A 16,708-nucleotide genomic window follows, 5' to 3' on the forward strand; every position below is an offset into this window, starting at 1 on the left:
TACGATTTGAAAAAGCTAGTAACCGTATTGCTTGCCGGATTCGTGCTTCTGTCCGCTTCGGCCTGTTCCTCGGGCCAAAAAGAGAGCGGAGCGAGCGGCGGAAACGCCGCAAGTTCGACCAAAGAAATTACCGTATGGGCCTGGGATCCGGCCTTCAACATCGCGGCGATGAATATCGCGAAAGAAACGTACGCGAAGGAAAATCCGGATCTAACCGTCAATATCGTGGAAAATGCGCAGGCGGATATTGTCCAGAAACTGAACACGGGCCTGAACTCCGGTTCGACAAAAGGCTTGCCGAATATCGTCCTGATTGAGGATTATCGCGCCCAGAGCTTCCTGCAGGCGTATCCGGACGCTTTCTACGATCTGTCGGATGTCGTGAAGGCCGTCGACTTCGCCGATTACAAAATCGGCCCGACGAGCATCGACGGCAAACAATACGGGGTTCCGTTCGACTCCGGCGTCACGGGGATGTACGTAAGAACGGATTATCTCGAACAGGCGGGCTACAGCCTGGACGATATGCAGGACATCGATTGGAAGCAATACATCGAGATCGGCAAAGCGGTGAAAGAGAAAACGGGCAAAAGCCTGCTCACTCTCGACCCCAACGATCTGGGGCAGATCCGGATGATGATCCAGACCGCGGGGGCCTGGTATACGGAGCAAGACGGGCAAACCCCGGCCATTGCCGGGAATGCGGCATTGAAGGAAGCTTTTGAGCTTTATAAAGAGATGATGGATTCCGGCATCGTGAAGATCGTCTCCGACTGGAGCCAATTCGTGGGCGCGTTCAACAGCGGCGAGGTGGCCACGGTGCCGACCGGCAACTGGATCACGCCTTCGATCAAGGCCGAAGCGTCGCAATCCGGCAAGTGGGCAGTGGCCCCGATGCCCAAGCTCCCGGCCACGGAAGGCTCGGTGCACGCGTCCAACCTGGGCGGCAGCTCGTGGTACGTGCTCAATATCGACGGCAAGGAAGCGGCCGCGGAATTCCTGGCCAAGACGTTTGCCTCCGACGTGGAGATGTACCAAACGCTGAATACGGAGGTCGGCGTCATCGCCACGCTGAAGGCCGCAGCCGAAGGGGAAGCATACAGCGCGGCGGACGATTATTTCCAAGGGCAAAAAGTCGTTTCCGATTTTGCGGCATGGACCGAGCAAATTCCGAACGTCAATTACGGTATGAACACGTATGCCATCGAGGATATTCTGGTGGTGGCGATGCAGGACTACCTGGGCGGCAAGGACGTCGACAGCGTGCTGGCCGACGCGCAATCGCAGGCGGAGACGCAAATCCACTAAACCAGGTTTATGCTTCACGGTGCGTCACGGATTAACCCCCTGCTCCTTCCTCATCTTTCTCAAGCGGTTCATTCGCGGAAGGAGGAGAAGGACAGGGGTTTTTCCGGTCTTGAGAAAAAAATTCCAAATTGCCAAATTGCCATCCAGAAAGGTGTGGAGTGTTGTGAAAACTTCTGTTCATGCCGCGGTAGCTCCCCGGCCTCACAAAGGCCTGGGCCACCGGAGGCGGCATCAACTGACGGGCTGGCTGTTCATTATCGTGCCGGTCGTGATGATCGGTATCTTTTATTTCTATCCGATGGTTCAAGCGCTCATCCTGTCCTTTCAATCGGGCCGGGGAAACAACCTTGAATTCGTCGGATTCGACAACTATATCCGGCTGTTCAGCGACTCCAATTTTTTGACTTCCGTTAAAAACACACTGATCTACCTGATCGTTCAGGTGCCGATCATGCTGATTCTGGCGATCTTCATCGCCGTGCTGCTAAACGACGAAAGGCTGAGATTCAAGGGCTTCTTCCGCACCGCGATCTTTCTGCCGACCGTAACCTCCCTGGTCGCCTACTCCGTCGTGTTCAAGTACATGTTCGGGGCCGACGGCATCGTCAACCAGTTTCTGCTCAAGCTTCATTTGGTCGGCGCCCCGATTCAATGGATCACCGATCCGTTCTGGGCCAAGGCGACGATTATTATCGCCATCACCTGGCGGTTTACCGGATACAATATGATTTTTTATCTTTCCGCTTTGCAAAATATCGACAAATCGGTATATGAAGCCGCGCGGATTGACGGGGCGAACGCGTTCACCCAGTTCTGGAAGTTGACGATTCCGCTGCTGAAGCCGATTATTTTGTTTACGACGATTACCTCGACGATCGGCACGCTGCAGTTGTTCGACGAGGTGGTCAATATTACCAAGGGCGGGCCGGGCAACGCGACGATGTCGATTTCCCAGTATATCTACAACCTGTCCTTCGAATATACGCCCGACTTCGGGTATGCCGCGACAGTGTCCTATTCGATCGTGATCATGGTGGTTCTTCTGACGATGATCCAGAACAAAATTGGGGGCGATAAGCGATGATGAAAACGAAACGCGCATCGATTTACCTGTTTCTTGCGGCCGCCGCCCTGATTTCCATCTTCCCCTTCCTATGGATGGTCGTAAGCGCCACAAACCGGTCGGTCGACGTCACGAAAGGCACGCTTCTGCCGGGCCTTCATTTGTTCGAGAATTTAGCCAATCTGTTCGGCACGGTGGACATGTGGCAGGCGCTTTGGAATTCCGCGCAAATCTCCGTCGTGACCACGCTGCTGTCGCTGCTGGCCGCCTCCGCGGCGGGCTACGGCTTCGAAATATTCCGCAGCCGCGGCAAGGATATCGTGTTCAACATCCTGCTGGCTTCGATGATGATTCCGTTTGCGGCCATCATGGTGCCTTTGTTCCGGATGTTTGCGAAATTGTCGGTCGCACTGCCATTTGCGGGCGTCGATACGCCGGCCGCGGTCATTTTGCCGACATTCACGACGGCGTTCCTGATGTTCTTTTTCCGGCAAAGCACCAAGATGTTCTCCAAAGATTTACTGGAAGCCGGCCGCATCGACGGCCTGTCCGAACTCGGCCTGTTCTTCCGCGTTTATATGCCGACGATGAAATCCACCTATGCCGCCGCGGCGATCATTACCTTTTTGAACAGCTGGAACAATTATTTGTGGCCGCTCATCGTGCTGCAATCGCCGGAGAATATGACGGTGCCGCTCCTGATTTCCAATCTCGGCTCGGGCTATGCGCCGGATTACGGGCTGATCATGTCCGCGATCGTCATCTCGACGCTGCCGACCGCGCTTGTCTTCTTCATCATGCAGAAGCAATTCGTCGCCGGAATGACGGGCTCCATAAAATGACATTTTTCCTTTGTTTAACCCGCCTACAGAAGGTACAATGAAAGTTAAGATTCTTATAGAAGCTTATCGGGTAGGATCGGGGAGGAATCAATCGTGGCGGAATGGTATGAAGAGAGCTTCGGCGAAGATTATTTACTCGTGTATAAGCACCGCGACGTTCAAGGCGCGAAGCGGGAAGTGCGGCGGATGATGACCTGGCTGGATCTGCCTCCGGGGGCGAAGGTGCTGGATTTGTGCTGCGGAATGGGGCGCCATTCGATGGCGCTGGCCGAAGCGGGGTATGAGGTCACCGGAGTCGACCTGTCCGAGGTGCTGCTTGGGGAAGCGAGAAAGAACGACCCCGCGGGCCGGGTGCGGTGGCTGAAGGCGGACATGCGGAAGCTGCCGCTTGACGGCGGGTTTGACGCGGTCGTCAACCTGTTCAGCTCGTTCGGCTATTTCGAGCGGGATGAGGAGCATGTCAAAGTACTGCGGGAAATTTACCGGATGCTGAAGCCCGGGGGGCGGTTCATCATCGATTTTCTTAACCCGGAATATACGGCTGTCCATTTGGTGCCGGCTTCCCGGCGGATGGACGGCGGGCAATTGATCGTCGAGAAGCGCGCGATCGAGGAAGGATACGTCAAGAAGCGGATCACGATCAGCCCGGCCTCGGGGGAGGATGGCGTAACGGCCGAGCCCAGACATTATCTGGAGCGTATCCGGCTTTACGAGAGCGGCGATTTTGCCGGGATGCTGGCGCAGGCGGACCTGGCACTGGACAATATCCACGGGGACTATAATGAAGAAGATTATGATCCGGCGAGCTCGCCTCGCATGATCATGGTGGGGCACAGACCGCTATGACTAGAGAGGGCATCGAAGTCATGGAGCGCGAGGGACTGGTTCGGGTCCGGATATCGATGAGACCGCCCTTGCGCTGGGTCAACAGCTACATTCTCCGCGGCGAAGAAGGGATCACGATCGTCGATCCCGGCCCGCGCTCCGAGCGGTCCGAGGACGAGTGGGATGCGGCTTGGCGCGAGCTGGGCATATCGCCCCGGGACATCGCTTCGATTGTGCTGACCCATCATCACCCCGACCATTACGGACTGGCGGGATATTTACAGTCGATTACCGGAGCGCGGGTGTACATGTCGCGGCGGAGTCATGAGGAAACGAAGCGGATGTGGGGAGAGGACAGCGTTATGAACGAGGCGCTGTACACGCTCTACCGCAGCCACGGCCTGTCCGCCGCCTGGCTTGAGCAGCTCCCGGCGCACATGGAGAGCTTCCTGCCGGAAGTGACGCCCGCCCCGGTGGTCACCTACCTCGCCGACGGCGACCGGGTGGAGATGGGCGGCAGGACCTGGGTCGCGATCGAGACCGCAGGGCATGCGCCGGGGCATCTGTCGTTTTACGATGCGGAGCGGGGGTTCATGCTCTGCGGGGACGCCGTGCTGCCGCAGATTTCGCCCAATGTCAGCCTGCTGCCGGGCAGCGACCCCGAGCCGCTCCGCTCGTTCCTGAATTCGCTCCGCAAGCTGGAAGCGTACGAGGTGGCGATGGCGTTCCCCGGGCACCGCAACCCGTTCCCGCATTTTTCGGAGCGCGTCAGGGCGCTTCTGTCGCACCATGAAGAGCGGCTGGCCGCGATCGAAGCGCTGCTCTCGGAGCGGGAACGCTCCGGCTTCGACGTCTGCGCCGCCCTCTTCGGCAACGAGCTCGGGATTCACCAGATGCGCTTCGCCATGTCGGAGACGCTGGCCCATCTCACCGAGCTGGTCCGCCGCGAACGGGCGGCGGAGATCGCCGGGCCGGGCGGGAGCCGCGTCTTTCGGATACTCGCCTAGGGGGCCGCGGGCGGACGGAAGCAGCTTAACGCTCCATCTGGCTTAACATCAGGTTAAGCTGTCTTACATAGGGGCTTAGATCACTGACCGAATCCAGATAGGAGACATAAACCTTCACCAGCGTCGGATTTGGGCTCTCCTCCCCATCCAGCTGTTGCTGCAGCAGCGAGACGACCTCAAGCAGCTCCCGGCGGACGGGCTCGGGGCTTTGGAGTCCGGCGATCCGCCGCGAGAAAGAATGCAGGAATTCCTTGAGGCTTTCCTGCTTCGTCATGAAGTCGGCCGGATTGATATCGTTAAAATAAACGCCCGATTCCTTCAGTACGGGGTCGGGCTTGCTTTGCAGCAGCTCGTTCACGACCGCGTCGATGCGGCCGGCCAGGAAGCCGGCCAGCTCCGACATCGGCAGCCCGATTACATGTTGATTGGCATGGGACAAATACTCCTTCAACATGCCCCTGAAGATGGCGACAACGTCCCAAAGATAAGGCGCGACGGCTTCGCCGTAGGCCTCCCGGAAACAGTCCCGGTGCCACGACAGAAGGTCCGCGCGTTTTTTTCTCCATGCGTTTTGAAAATTTTCATTTTCCGTAACAGGCAATTCTTTAAATTCGCTCGTGAAAAAATAATTCTCCAGCATGTATTGAAGCTGAAACTCAATTTTCCTCCGCAATATTTCCTTCGGCGGTTCCCCTTCCAGTCGTAGCACCCGGTCCAGCTCGCGCGCCTCTTCGAACATCGTCCGGTGAACGTCCGCGAATACCCCGGTAAATAAATCCTCCTTCGACGGAAACACTTTATAGATGCTGGCCTTCGCCATGCCGCAGGCTTCCGCGATCTCCTGCATCGAGGCGGCGAAATACCCTTTTTCCTTAAAAATATCCATGGCCGTTTTCAGGATTTGCCGTTTTTTGATTTCTTCCATCGGAAACACCACCCTCTCACATTCTGACATGCCCTTAAATGCCGGTCAACAGCGGAATTGACACAGAAAACCCGCGAGTCATATAATGAACCTGCGAGTTTTTTCGGAAGAAAACAGTCCAAGGAGGTGAGCCGAAGCCGATCCGGCTTTGGCGCAAATGAAGATTACCGAGAATATTGAAGTGTTGGAATTGACCCTCCCGGCCGGGGAAGGGCAAATGACCATTCATCCTACGGTTATCCGCGATGAACATGGTTGCGTATTGGTGGATACCGGCATGCCGGGCTGCTATCGGCGGATTATGGATTTAATCGCACAAGCGGGGATCGATCCCGCCGCGCTCCATGCCGTTATTCTTACTCATCAGGATATCGACCATGTGGGAAGCCTTCCGCAATTCATCTCCGGGAACGGCGGGAAGCCGAAGGTATACGCCCATGCCGAGGATAAGCCTTATATCGACGGAAAGAAGCTGCTGATCAAGTTTAGTCCCGCCAGAAAAGAAGCGCTGCTCCAAGCCTTGCCCGAGCCGCTTGCCAAGCAATTCGAGGCCGTCTTTTCCACGGATTCGTCGGAAAACGTCACGCATGTGCTAGCGGATGGGCAGCGGCTTCCGTTTGGGGGCGGGCTTACAGTAATTCATACCCCGGGACATACGCCGGGTCATATTAGTCTCTATCACGAGCCGAGCAAGACGTTAATCGCCGGCGATGCGATGATCGTACAAGACGGTATGCTGCAAGGGCCGAACCCGGTTATGACCCCGGATATGCCGCTCGCGCTCCAATCGCTCCGCAAGCTGAAGGCCTATCCGATCGAAACGGTCGTTTGCTATCATGGCGGTATTTATCGAGGGGATGTCAGCAAGCGCATTGAGGAAATTATCGAGGCTTAATTTGAACGGTTCGCAAGCCAAAGAAAAGAAGTGATTTCATGAAGATTCGAACCGAGGCAAAAGGGGTAAGGCTGCTGATCACCGCCGGCTTTGCCGTTCTGGGGGGATACGTGTTTCAACTGATCGGAACGCCGATCCCCTGGATGCTGGGGTCGATGGTGTTCGTACTCATCGGTTCCAAACTGTGCGGAAAAAATATCCGGTTCTTTTGGCCAGGGCAAATTCGCAATACGGGCATGATTATTATCGGCTATACGATGGGGCTCTCGTTTACGGCATCCACCCTGACGGAAATCGGCCGCCAGTTTCCGACCATGGTACTGTTCACGTTTTTGCTGATGGTCTGTGCCGCCGTAATCGCCTTTCTCATCTCTTTCCTTTCCGGGATTCCTTTTCCGACGATTCTGCTGGGCAGTATCCCCGGCGGCTTGAGTCAAATGGTACTCCTGGCGGAGGAAGTGGAGGGGATTGACCTAACGGTGGTCGTATTCCTGCAAGTATCGCGGCTGATCATGATCATCGTCTGCGTGCCGCTCCTGGTGTTCAGCCCGTTGTTCGGCGCCGCGGGGACCGAGGCGCTAACCGGCGGTTTGTCGGGTAATGCGGCGACCTTCCCGGGATTGTTCCCGAATATTTGGCTGTTCGCGGTGGTATGCGTCGCCAGTGCCCTGCTGGGCAAAAAGATCAAATTCCCGACGGCGTTTCTGCTCGGACCGATGATCGCCACGATCGTGCTGAATTTATCCGGATTCCACGGGCCGGCGCTGCCTAAGGTCGTGCTGAACGTATCCCAGCTGATGATGGGCAGTTACATCGGGCTGCTGTTAAAGCCCGAAAATTTAAAACATAAACTAAAGATGATTTTGCTGGCGATCCTGAGCGGGGTGATCCTCATCTCTTGTTCCGTCGGGCTGAGCTTTTTGCTGACCCGGCTTCATGCCGTCTCTTGGATAACCTCGTTTCTCAGCCTCTCGCCGGGAGGAATGGACCAGATGGCGCTGATCGCCAAAGAGGTGAATGCCGACTTGTCGGTCGTTACCTGTTATCAGCTCTTCCGTACATTGTTCATCTTCTTCGTGGCCCCCGCCGCGCTGAAGGCGATTTTCAGATCGATCCTGAAAAAAAACAAGGCCGTGAATCATACAGCCTGATAAACCAAGCAGCCTCTTCCCGGCAGCATACCGGAACGAGGCTGCTTTTCATTTATGGTGCGGCCTTTCGCAACACCTAGCGTACGATGTCTTTGCCGAGCGTTTCTTCGCCTTGCTCCAGCTCTCGTTCCGCCTGTTTGCGGTGGGCGATCCGGCTGCTGGCGGAGGCGGCCACCGCCCCGACGATATCGTCAAGGAACGTGTTGCACGGGCCGAGCGTTTTGTCGTTCAGCCGCTCCAAAACCCCCGGCTTCAATTTATCGACGTAGCCGTAATTGGTGAAGCCGATGCTGCCGTAAACGTTGACGATGGAAAAGGCGAGAATCTCGTCAACCCCGTACAGGCTTTCGTCGTTGGCGATCATATCCTGCAGCTCGGGGATTAGGAGGCCCTGCTCGGCGAGAATATCCAATTGGATGCCGGTCAGTACGGCGTTCTGCACTTCCCGTTTGCTTAGCACCTGCTCAACGTTGTGAATGCATTCTTCCATGCTCAGGTTAGGGTAATATTTTTTCTGGAGCAGCATTACCAGTTCCGCGATTTCTTCGATCTTTACGCCCCTTTTATCCAGCCATGCTTTGGTAGCGTCGGCCACCTTTTTGCTGTTCAGGCTGTAAGGCGCTTTGGCCTTCCGTTGTTCCATCTCCATCACCATCACCTACTCCTCACGATTTTGAAGCGCAATTTGTTGCGGCAAATTCCGCATGTGCCAAGCGAAACACAGCTATGATTGAGTCTGTCCATCTTGCCCAAAAATATAGTTATTTTTCGCAAAAGGGCTCGTATACATAGTAATAGAGGTTGTTCAAAAAGTCATCTTTTGGACAAATTGGACAAATTTCAAGAATGGTTAGGAGGCCAACTAAGTGATGAGATGGAACCGTCATTTACGCAATACAGCCGCGGCCGGGGCACTGGCGATCCCATTGTTGCTGTCGGGCTGCAGCCTGTTCGGGGTAAGCCCCTCGGCACAAATCGATCCGCCCCCGAGCGATGTCGAGGCGCAGATGCTGGAGTCGTTGGAGTCCTCGGGCCAGACAAGCCTTGAAACGGAGGACACGCTTTCGACCGTTTACCTCAAGAACGAGCAGGGCTTGCTTGCGCCCGTTTCTCTCCACCTGCCCAAAGGGGACGAGGCCGGCAAGCTGAACCGGATGCTGGAGATGCTCGTCGAAGGCGGACCGTATCAGGGGGCCGTTCCGTCGGGATTTAGCGCGGTGCTGCCGGAGGGAACCGAGGTTAAGGCCGTAACGGTAAAAAGCGATGAGAAGCTGGCGATCGTGGAATTCAACCAATCGTTCGGCAGTTATGCCGCCGCCGACGAGCGGAAAATTCTCGAGGCCGTAACCTGGACGCTGCTCGGAAATCAGGATATCGAAAATGTCCAGCTATGGATGGACGGCGCTAAGCTCAATGAAATGCCGGTGAACAAAACCCCTCTGGACCGCCCGCTGAACCGTACGCTCGGCATCAATCTGGAGCTTGGCGACGGAGCAAGCTTGTCGCAAACCCGCCCGGTGACGGTGTTCTTCTCCGCTTCCACGCCAGATGGAGTTCAATATTTCGTGCCGGTGACGCGGTTTGTGTCCGCAGAGAACAATCCGGTGACCGGCGCCCTGAAAGAGCTGATTGAGGGGCCGCAGCGGGGCGACGGCCTTATGGGAGTGCTGACGGACAATACGGTGCTGAAGGCGCTGGAATTGTCGGAGGACGGAATAATCACGGTATCGCTGGAGGATGATATGTTTGAACCGGGGGAAAAACCACCTGCACAAATGCTTCAATCCCTCGTGCTTACGGTGACGGAGAACGCGCGGGACAAGAAGGTGCGGATCTGGCTCAACGGGCAAAAGGACGTCATCGGCATGGACAATCAACAATACGGCGAGCCGGTACTCCGGCCGGAAACGATCAACGAAATTCCGCTGTAACTTGACCGGATGAGGCGGGCCTGCGCAAAGCAGGCCTTACTTTTTTAGCATTCCAAAAATTGTGTGTGCTTTGGGCTTCTCCGCGGCGCGCGGGGAGGAATGGAATGGTGCTTTTATGCCTACACTTTGGTAGAATAGGGAAAGTATCAAGACAGCATGAAACGTAGGAGGCAGTATATATGAGAATAAACGGGCGCGAAGCGGATGAGCGGCGGCCGATGAAATTGGCCGTGGACATAAATAAATATGCGGAGGGCTCCGTCTATATCGAAGTCGGCGACACGAAAGTGATCTGCACGGCCACGGTGGAGGAGAAGGTTCCGATGTTCATGAAGGGGCAGGGAAAAGGCTGGGTCACCGCCGAATATTCCATGCTTCCCCGGGCGACGCAAACCCGCAACCAGCGTGAATCCGCCCGCGGCAAGCTGAGCGGCAGAACGATGGAGATTCAGCGTCTGATCGGCCGCGCCCTGCGTTCGGTCGTGGATTTGCAGGCGCTCGGCGAGCGGTCGATTACGATCGACTGCGACGTGCTGCAAGCGGACGGAGGCACGCGGACCACGTCGATCACCGGCGCGTTCGTCGCGCTGGCCATGGCGGTGAATAAGCTGGCGGTCAAGCATTCCCTGCCGGTCTTCCCGATTACGGATTATCTTGCTTCCGTAAGCGTCGGGGTCGTCGGGGAGCAGATGCTGCTCGACCTGAATTACGAGGAAGATTCCAAAGCTAAAGTCGATATGAATGTCGTGATGACGGGACAGGGACAATTTGTGGAAATTCAAGGGACCGGGGAAGAAAAGCCGTTCTCGCGGCAGGAATTGGACGGCATGCTGGCCCTTGCGGAAAAAGGAATCCGCGAGATGATCGCGCAGCAGCGCGAAGCGTTGGGGCCGATCGCCCTTAAAATCCGCAGCGGGGAAACGGGGGCGAATATTTAATGGCTGCAGCTGCAGAAAATTCCGTAATTATCGTCGCCACCCGGAACCAGGGCAAGGTGCGGGAATTTGCCCATGCCTTGGAGCCGTTGGGCAAACCGGTTAAAAGCATGTACGATTATCCGCAGGTGCCCGAGATCGTGGAGGACGGGACGACCTTCGCCGAGAACGCCCGCAAAAAGGCCAAGACCGCCGGAGATCTGCTCGGTCAGCCCGTGCTTGCGGACGATTCCGGGCTGTGCGTCGATAAGCTCGGCGGGGACCCAGGCGTCTACTCGGCCCGCTACGCCGGCGAAGGGGCTTCCGACGAGGACAACAACCGGAAGCTGCTGGCGGAGCTGGAGAAGCAGCAGCAGGGGGAAGACACCGAACAGCCGCTGCTGAGCACGGCCCGGTTCGTGTGCCACCTTGCCCTGTACGACCCGGCCACGGGCGAGTTTACCGAGGCGACCGGCACGGTCGAGGGCTGGATCACCTCAGAGCCGGCCGGAGGCGGCGGCTTCGGGTATGATCCGCTGTTCTATATGCCGGAGTATGAGAAGACGCTCGCCGAGCTGACGCTGGAAGAGAAGCAGGCCGTCAGCCACCGCGGCGCGGCGCTGCGGGAACTGTCCGCCAAGCTGAATGCGGCGGCCCGTCATTAAAGCAAAAACCTTGGCCCTCCCATTGAACGGGAGGGCCAAGGTTTTTTTGTTAGAAAATAAGTGCCGTTACAGGCGCTATTTCCGCGAAATGAGGCATTCTGGGCAAAATAGCGGCCCAAAAGGCCCTTATTTCGTGAGGAACGTGAAAAAAGGGCCTGTCATTTTGCGACTTATGAGGAAATAAGGTCCTAAAAGGACGCTATTTCCGCGAAATGAGGCATTCTGAGCAAAATAGCGACCCAAAAGGCCCTTATTTCGTGAGGAGCGCGAAAAAAGGGCCAACATTTTGCGACTATTAGGGAAATAAGGTCCTAAAAGGACGCTATTTCCGCGAAATGAGGCATTCTGGGCAAAATAGCGACCCAAAAGGCCCTTATTTCGTGAGGAACGTGAAAAAAGGGCCATTATTTTGCGACTATTGAGGAAATAAGGGCCCCAAAGGGCGCTATTTCCGCGGAATGAGGCACTCTGGGCAAAATAGCGGCCCAAAAGGCCGCTATTTTCCGGAGCGCGAAGAGTGAGTAGCCGGGCCGTCACGCCAGGCCTTGTCACCGGATCGCGACGCGGTACGTGGTCAGCCAATGGTTGACCTGGGCCAGATAGGCGAACAATTGCGGCCCGGACATGAGCTGGCCGAACCAGGGCAGATTCGTTGATGATTCCGGCGAGGCGGCGATTTCGCGAATCCGGGCCGCGTCGATGAGCGGCAGGATCGGCGATGATGGATTGTCGAGGATCTCCAGCATTTGCCCCTTTACCGCCTCCAGGTAGGCGGGGTTGTGGGTTTTCGGATAAGGGCTCTTTTTGCGGTACAGGACATCGTCCGGGAGGACGCCCTCCAATGCTTTACGCAGGATGCCCTTTTCCCGGCCGCCGGTCGTTTTGATCTCCCAGGGAATGTTCCATACGTACTGGACCAGCCGGTGGTCGCAATACGGGACGCGGACCTCGAGTCCGGCGGCCATGCTCATCCGGTCCTTCCGGTCGAGCAGGGTCGGCATGAACCGGGTGATGTTCAGGTACGACATCGTTCTCATCAAGGCCTGCTCTTCCGTTTCCCCTTCCAGATGCGGCACCTCGCCGAGCGCTTCGCTGTACCGGTCCGCTACGTATTGCTCCGGCTTGATCCAGTCGCGGATTTCCGGCGACAGCAGGCCGGCCCTGAGGCCGGTAGCCACGGACCAGGGGAAGGTGCCGGAGCGGAGCAGCTCATCGCGGTGGAACCATGGGTACCCGCCGAACACTTCGTCGGCGGCTTCCCCGGAGATGGCCACGGTCGCCCCTTTCTTGATCTCCCGGCAAAACAGCAGCAGCGAGGCGTCGACATCCGCCATGCCGGGCAGATCGCGGGCGACGGTGGAGTCCGGCAGCGCGCCGATCAGCTCGGGCGTGTCGAAGGTGATCCAATGATGCTCGGTTCCGAGCTCTTCCACCATGCGCTTGATCCAGGGCGCATCGGCGCCTGGCTGAAAGCTGTGGGCTTGAAAAAATTTATCGTTGTCAACGTAATCCACCGAGTACGTATGCACCTGACCCTGGCCGGTCCGGCGGTAATATTCGACGGCCAGCGCCGTCAGGGCGCTGGAATCCAGCCCGCCGGACAGCAGGGTGCAGACTGGAACGTCCGACAGCAGTTGGCGTTCCAGCGTGTCCTGGAGCAGGCTGCGGATATTCGCGGCCGTCTCGTCGACCGAGTCCCCGTGGGGCTCGGCTTCGAGCTGCCAATAGGCGTACGGCCTGAAGCCCGAACGGCTGAAGATCGCGGCATGGCCGGGCCGCAGCTCGTTTATGTTTTGATACACCCCGTGCCCCGGCGTACGCGCCGGTCCGATCACGAAGATTTCCGCCAGTCCTTCCGGGCCGACGGTGGCTTCCAGTTTGGGGTGCTGGAGCATAGATTTCGGCTCCGAGGCGAAGATGAGCCCCCCGCCGACCTCGCTGTAAAACAGCGGTTTAACGCCGAGCCGGTCACGGGCGAAAAACACATGCTGTTTGTCGCTGTCCCATATCGCAAACGCAAAGATTCCGTTCAGCCGGTAGACGCAATCCGGCCCCCACTCGATATAAGCCTGCAGCAGCACCTCCGTATCGCAATTCGTCCGGAAATGGCGGCCTCGTCTGCGCAGCTCGTCTTTTAATTCAGGCGCATTGTAAATCTCTCCGTTATATACAATCGTATATGTGGCATCCTCCTCCTGGATAATCATCGGCTGGGCCCCGTTTTCGGGATCCATGACGCTCAGGCGGCGGTGGCCGAAGGCGCAGGGGCCGGAAATCCAGGTTCCCTGGGCGTCCGGCCCTCTTTTTTCAAGACAGGATGTCATCGACAGCACCAGGTCCAGCTCTGTCGTCAAATCTCGATTCCATTCGATAAATCCGGTGATTCCGCACATCTTGGGTTTCTCCTCTCTATGCTGGCTTCCGCGCTCTTTTCGCTCATGTGAAAAGTATTAACAAATTATGCCTGGCATGGGCATAAAATGTCTGTCCCCAAACGAAAACTATAATGAAAAGAGGGACTTTCCCCAGATAAGGAGGGATTGGAGAATGGAAAAGAAAACGTATTATGTCTCGCTGCAGGGACGCTCTTTGCTGGAGGAGCAGGGCGCATCGGGATACGAGTGGACGATCCGGGCGACGCCGGAGGAAGCTGACACGATAAGTCATATGTTGGAGCAAATTGATGAAAAAGAAGTGAGCGGTTTTTTGGCCTATACTTGGCCATGGCCGGATTCGCCCGAGGGTGATGTCAATGCGAGCTATCAGAGCAATATCGATCAATTGTATCGGGAGATTTACCGGCTCGGAACGGAAGAGACGCGAAGCCAACTCGGGCGTTCCTTGGGTTTGGAAACGGAGCAAGGATAAGAGGGGGCGTTTAACGAAAGATGTATTATATAAAAGATGCTACGTTTAGAAGGATGACTGAATATAACGGAATTCCCTGCGCGGAGATTCAAGTCAGGCCGGGAGCGGTGAACGATCCCGATCTGTTTGTTTATATCGCTGCCTCCAGCCGGGGGCTGGGCGGGGATACGGCTGCCGGAACGGGCGAGGAGGCGGGCGACGGCTACGAAATAATCCGCATGATCCGCAGCGACGCCGACCTGGAGACGGACTGGTTCGACAACAATATGCATCAAGCCACCGCGGTCGTCGCCGAGGAGGATTTCTGCGATTCGGGCTGGCCCGCGCCGGAGCGGCAGAGGGAAGAGTTCAAACAGCGCCTGCTGGCGCATGAAGGGATCGCCGCGCGGTTACGCCGCGAATTACCCCGGTAACCTTTCGGCAGAGGTTATTTTTCGTCAAATATAACCCCTTTGAAAAATACAAAGGATGCGTTATAATAATTAACGCATCCTTTTTACATATCATATGTCCCAGTAGCTCAGTTGGATAGAGCAACGGCCTTCTAAGCCGTCGGTCGAGCGTTCGAATCGTTCCTGGGACGTAGCAAAGCTCTCCGTCATCGGAGAGCTTTTTTTTCATTTCCCTGAGCTATGAAGAGCTGATAGAGGAAAATTCCTTAAGCCTCCTTTATCTAAAAGATAGGGAAAAGCGCCTTTACATTTCTATCCGGCTGTGTTACATTAATTTCGATAAATATCGAAATTAAAGCCATGCAGGAAGGAGCGCACCCAAGATGAATGAACAAGCCGATATGCAGCAAGCCGTAAAGGTCTATAAGGCACTTGGAGAACCAACCCGGTTAAAGATCGCTCTGCTGCTACAAGAGGAAAGCGACCAATGCTGTTCTGTGCTGGGCGACAAATTGAAGTCTGTGGCCATATCTACACTTTCCCATCACCTGAAGCAAATGGCAGAGTCCGGACTGCTGACTTCACGGAAAGAGGGAACGTTTATTTACTACAGCCTGGATCGCGAAGTTGCAGAGAAATATGCCTCTTATCTGCTTAAATAACATCTTTTTTTTGCCTTTAATTTCGATATTTGTAGAAATATAAAAACTTATAGGAAAAGAGGTTTTAGTTCATGGCAAGTGTATGGAAAGTGTATGTGTTAGCACTGGTCAGCTTTCTGGTAGGTACTTCGGAATATATCATTTCCGGTATTTTGGACCAGATTGCCGCTGCGATGGGAGTTAGCGTTGCCGTCGCAGGCCAGCTGATTACGGTATTTTCTTTAGCCTATGCGATCGGCACACCTATCATTATGGCCGCTACAGCAAAGCTGGATAGACGCAAGCTCATGCTGTATGCGCTCGGACTATTCATTGTAGGGAACCTATTGTCCTTTGCTCTGTCCAGCTTTGAGCTCTTCTTGGCTGCACGGATCGTTATGGCGCTCGGAGCAGGGACCGTGGTCGTCACCGCGCTCAGCATTGCTGCAAAAATCGCCCCTCCGGGCAAACAGGCGAGCTCGATTGCGACGGTCACAATGGGATTCACAGCTTCGCTGATTATCGGCGTTCCTCTTGGCCGGATCATAGCATCCGCTTTGGACTGGAAGGCAGTATTCCTTGGTATCGGATTAGCCGGACTTCTGGCAATGTTAATTCTTGCTTTAGCCATTCCTCCTGTGCAGGGAGATGCACCGGTTCCTCTGCTTAAGCAATTTGCCCTTTTAAAGAATCCTAAAGTGGCGCTAGGTCTTACCATCACCTTCTTCTGGCTCGGTGGGTATTCGATTGCTTATACGTATATTTCGCCTTATTTGCTCGAATTCGCTAAAATTCCGGAGGGTTTGTTAAGCGCAGCACTGCTTGCTTTCGGGATCGCCAGCTTATTTGGATCGAAGGTAGGGGGCTACAGTGCCGACAAGCGGGGCATAGCTGCAACTCTGATTGGAGGCATGGGGCTGCATTTGTTTTCATTGGCTGTGCTGCCGTTTGTCGCCCAGTCCATCCCGATGCTATTCCTATTTTTGATTCTTTGGTCCTTTGCCGCTTGGAGTACGGGTCCGACTCAGCAGTACAACCTGGTCACCGTGATGCCGGAGTCCTCAGGGGTTATGCTCAGCCTGAATCAGTCCACCATGCAGCTCTCCATGGCTGCAGGGGCCGGAGTTGGCGGGATCGCTGTCACCCATGTCTCCTTGAGCTCCATCACCTGGTTTGGTGTCGCCGGAGTATTCATTGCCATGTTAGCGGTTTTGTTCATGTTTAAGGTCAAGGCCCGTAAGGCTGCTATTGAAACAGCTTAACCGGTTCTTCAGGATTGCC

Annotated in this window: 17 protein-coding genes and 1 tRNA gene; 15 read left to right on the plus strand and 3 right to left on the minus strand. The window is 55.7% G+C overall.

Going from position 1 to position 16,708, the window contains the following annotated elements; genetic code table 11:
* Nucleotides 1-6: 6 nt before the first annotated feature.
* The 5 genes from V3851_RS19240 to V3851_RS19260 all read left to right on the plus strand — a co-directional run bounded on the left by V3851_RS19240 (nucleotide 7) and on the right by V3851_RS19260 (nucleotide 5,045).
* On the plus strand, nucleotides 7-1,308 hold the full coding sequence (locus V3851_RS19240) for an ABC transporter substrate-binding protein (RefSeq protein WP_331848182.1): 1,302 nt from the start codon (nucleotides 7-9) through the stop codon (nucleotides 1,306-1,308).
* A gap of 271 nt (nucleotides 1,309-1,579) precedes the next feature.
* Nucleotides 1,580-2,392 (plus strand): carbohydrate ABC transporter permease, encoded by an 813-nt coding sequence (locus tag V3851_RS19245; RefSeq protein WP_331848249.1) that lies wholly within the window; start codon nucleotides 1,580-1,582, stop codon nucleotides 2,390-2,392.
* A complete protein-coding gene (locus tag V3851_RS19250; RefSeq protein WP_331848183.1) occupies nucleotides 2,389-3,213 on the plus strand; it encodes a carbohydrate ABC transporter permease in 825 nt (274 codons plus the stop codon). The genes V3851_RS19245 and V3851_RS19250 overlap by 4 nt, the downstream gene beginning before the upstream one ends.
* Nucleotides 3,214-3,306: 93 nt before the next feature.
* A complete protein-coding gene (locus tag V3851_RS19255) occupies nucleotides 3,307-4,059 on the plus strand; it encodes a class I SAM-dependent methyltransferase (RefSeq protein ID WP_331848184.1) in 753 nt (250 codons plus the stop codon).
* Nucleotides 4,056-5,045 carry an MBL fold metallo-hydrolase gene (locus tag V3851_RS19260; protein WP_331848185.1) on the plus strand — a complete coding sequence of 330 codons (990 nt, stop codon included), beginning with the start codon at nucleotides 4,056-4,058 and terminating at the stop codon, nucleotides 5,043-5,045. Before V3851_RS19255 ends, V3851_RS19260 begins: the two co-directional genes overlap by 4 nt.
* Nucleotides 5,046-5,070: 25 nt before the next feature.
* Here V3851_RS19260 and V3851_RS19265 read toward each other — a convergent pair whose 3' ends face one another.
* Nucleotides 5,071-5,970, minus strand: a complete 900-nt coding sequence (locus V3851_RS19265) for a TetR/AcrR family transcriptional regulator (RefSeq protein WP_331848186.1) — start codon at nucleotides 5,968-5,970, stop codon at nucleotides 5,071-5,073.
* 157 nt (nucleotides 5,971-6,127) lie between these two features.
* On the opposite strand from V3851_RS19265, the gene V3851_RS19270 reads away from it, so the two are divergent.
* The gene (locus V3851_RS19270; protein ID WP_331848250.1) at nucleotides 6,128-6,865 is read left to right on the plus strand and encodes an MBL fold metallo-hydrolase; all 738 of its coding nucleotides are present in this window, start codon (nucleotides 6,128-6,130) and stop codon (nucleotides 6,863-6,865) included.
* A gap of 38 nt (nucleotides 6,866-6,903) precedes the next feature.
* Nucleotides 6,904-8,016: an AbrB family transcriptional regulator gene (locus V3851_RS19275; protein ID WP_331848187.1), complete on the plus strand. Its 1,113-nt coding sequence runs from the start codon at nucleotides 6,904-6,906 to the stop codon at nucleotides 8,014-8,016.
* 76 nt (nucleotides 8,017-8,092) lie between these two features.
* On the opposite strand, the gene V3851_RS19280 is transcribed toward V3851_RS19275, so the two are convergent.
* Nucleotides 8,093-8,665 (minus strand): phosphatidylglycerophosphatase A family protein, encoded by a 573-nt coding sequence (locus V3851_RS19280; RefSeq protein ID WP_331848188.1) that lies wholly within the window; start codon nucleotides 8,663-8,665, stop codon nucleotides 8,093-8,095.
* 220 nt (nucleotides 8,666-8,885) lie between these two features.
* On the opposite strand from V3851_RS19280, the gene V3851_RS19285 reads away from it, so the two are divergent.
* The 3 genes from V3851_RS19285 (at nucleotide 8,886) to V3851_RS19295 (ending at nucleotide 11,526) form a co-directional block, all read left to right on the plus strand.
* Nucleotides 8,886-9,947 carry a GerMN domain-containing protein gene (locus tag V3851_RS19285; protein WP_331848251.1) on the plus strand — a complete coding sequence of 354 codons (1,062 nt, stop codon included), beginning with the start codon at nucleotides 8,886-8,888 and terminating at the stop codon, nucleotides 9,945-9,947.
* Nucleotides 9,948-10,126: 179 nt separating this feature from the next.
* Nucleotides 10,127-10,885 (plus strand): ribonuclease PH, encoded by a 759-nt coding sequence (gene rph, locus V3851_RS19290; RefSeq protein ID WP_331848189.1) that lies wholly within the window; start codon nucleotides 10,127-10,129, stop codon nucleotides 10,883-10,885.
* The gene (locus V3851_RS19295; protein WP_331848190.1) at nucleotides 10,885-11,526 is read left to right on the plus strand and encodes an XTP/dITP diphosphatase; all 642 of its coding nucleotides are present in this window, start codon (nucleotides 10,885-10,887) and stop codon (nucleotides 11,524-11,526) included. The genes rph and V3851_RS19295 overlap by 1 nt, the downstream gene beginning before the upstream one ends.
* Before the next feature lie 548 nt (nucleotides 11,527-12,074).
* Here V3851_RS19295 and asnB read toward each other — a convergent pair.
* Entirely contained in the window at nucleotides 12,075-13,919 is a 1,845-nt protein-coding gene (gene asnB, locus V3851_RS19300; protein WP_331848191.1) for an asparagine synthase (glutamine-hydrolyzing), read from the minus strand.
* A gap of 154 nt (nucleotides 13,920-14,073) precedes the next feature.
* Between asnB and V3851_RS19305 the strand changes: the two genes are divergently transcribed.
* The 5 genes from V3851_RS19305 to V3851_RS19325 all read left to right on the plus strand — a co-directional run bounded on the left by V3851_RS19305 (nucleotide 14,074) and on the right by V3851_RS19325 (nucleotide 16,689).
* Complete coding sequence (locus tag V3851_RS19305) at nucleotides 14,074-14,394, plus strand: hypothetical protein (RefSeq protein WP_331848192.1); 321 nt, start codon at nucleotides 14,074-14,076, stop codon at nucleotides 14,392-14,394.
* Nucleotides 14,395-14,414: 20 nt separating this feature from the next.
* Nucleotides 14,415-14,807: a hypothetical protein gene (locus V3851_RS19310; protein ID WP_331848193.1), complete on the plus strand. Its 393-nt coding sequence runs from the start codon at nucleotides 14,415-14,417 to the stop codon at nucleotides 14,805-14,807.
* Nucleotides 14,808-14,903: 96 nt separating this feature from the next.
* Nucleotides 14,904-14,977, plus strand: a tRNA-Arg gene (locus tag V3851_RS19315).
* Between the two features lie 192 nt (nucleotides 14,978-15,169).
* Nucleotides 15,170-15,448, plus strand: coding sequence for an ArsR/SmtB family transcription factor (locus V3851_RS19320; protein ID WP_331848194.1), 279 nt, complete (start codon nucleotides 15,170-15,172; stop codon nucleotides 15,446-15,448).
* Nucleotides 15,449-15,519: 71 nt separating this feature from the next.
* Complete coding sequence (locus tag V3851_RS19325; protein WP_331848195.1) at nucleotides 15,520-16,689, plus strand: MFS transporter; 1,170 nt, start codon at nucleotides 15,520-15,522, stop codon at nucleotides 16,687-16,689.
* Nucleotides 16,690-16,708: the final 19 nt, after the last annotated feature.

Source organism: Paenibacillus haidiansis (assembly GCF_036553665.1).
Lineage (GTDB): Bacteria > Bacillota > Bacilli > Paenibacillales > Paenibacillaceae > Fontibacillus > Fontibacillus haidiansis.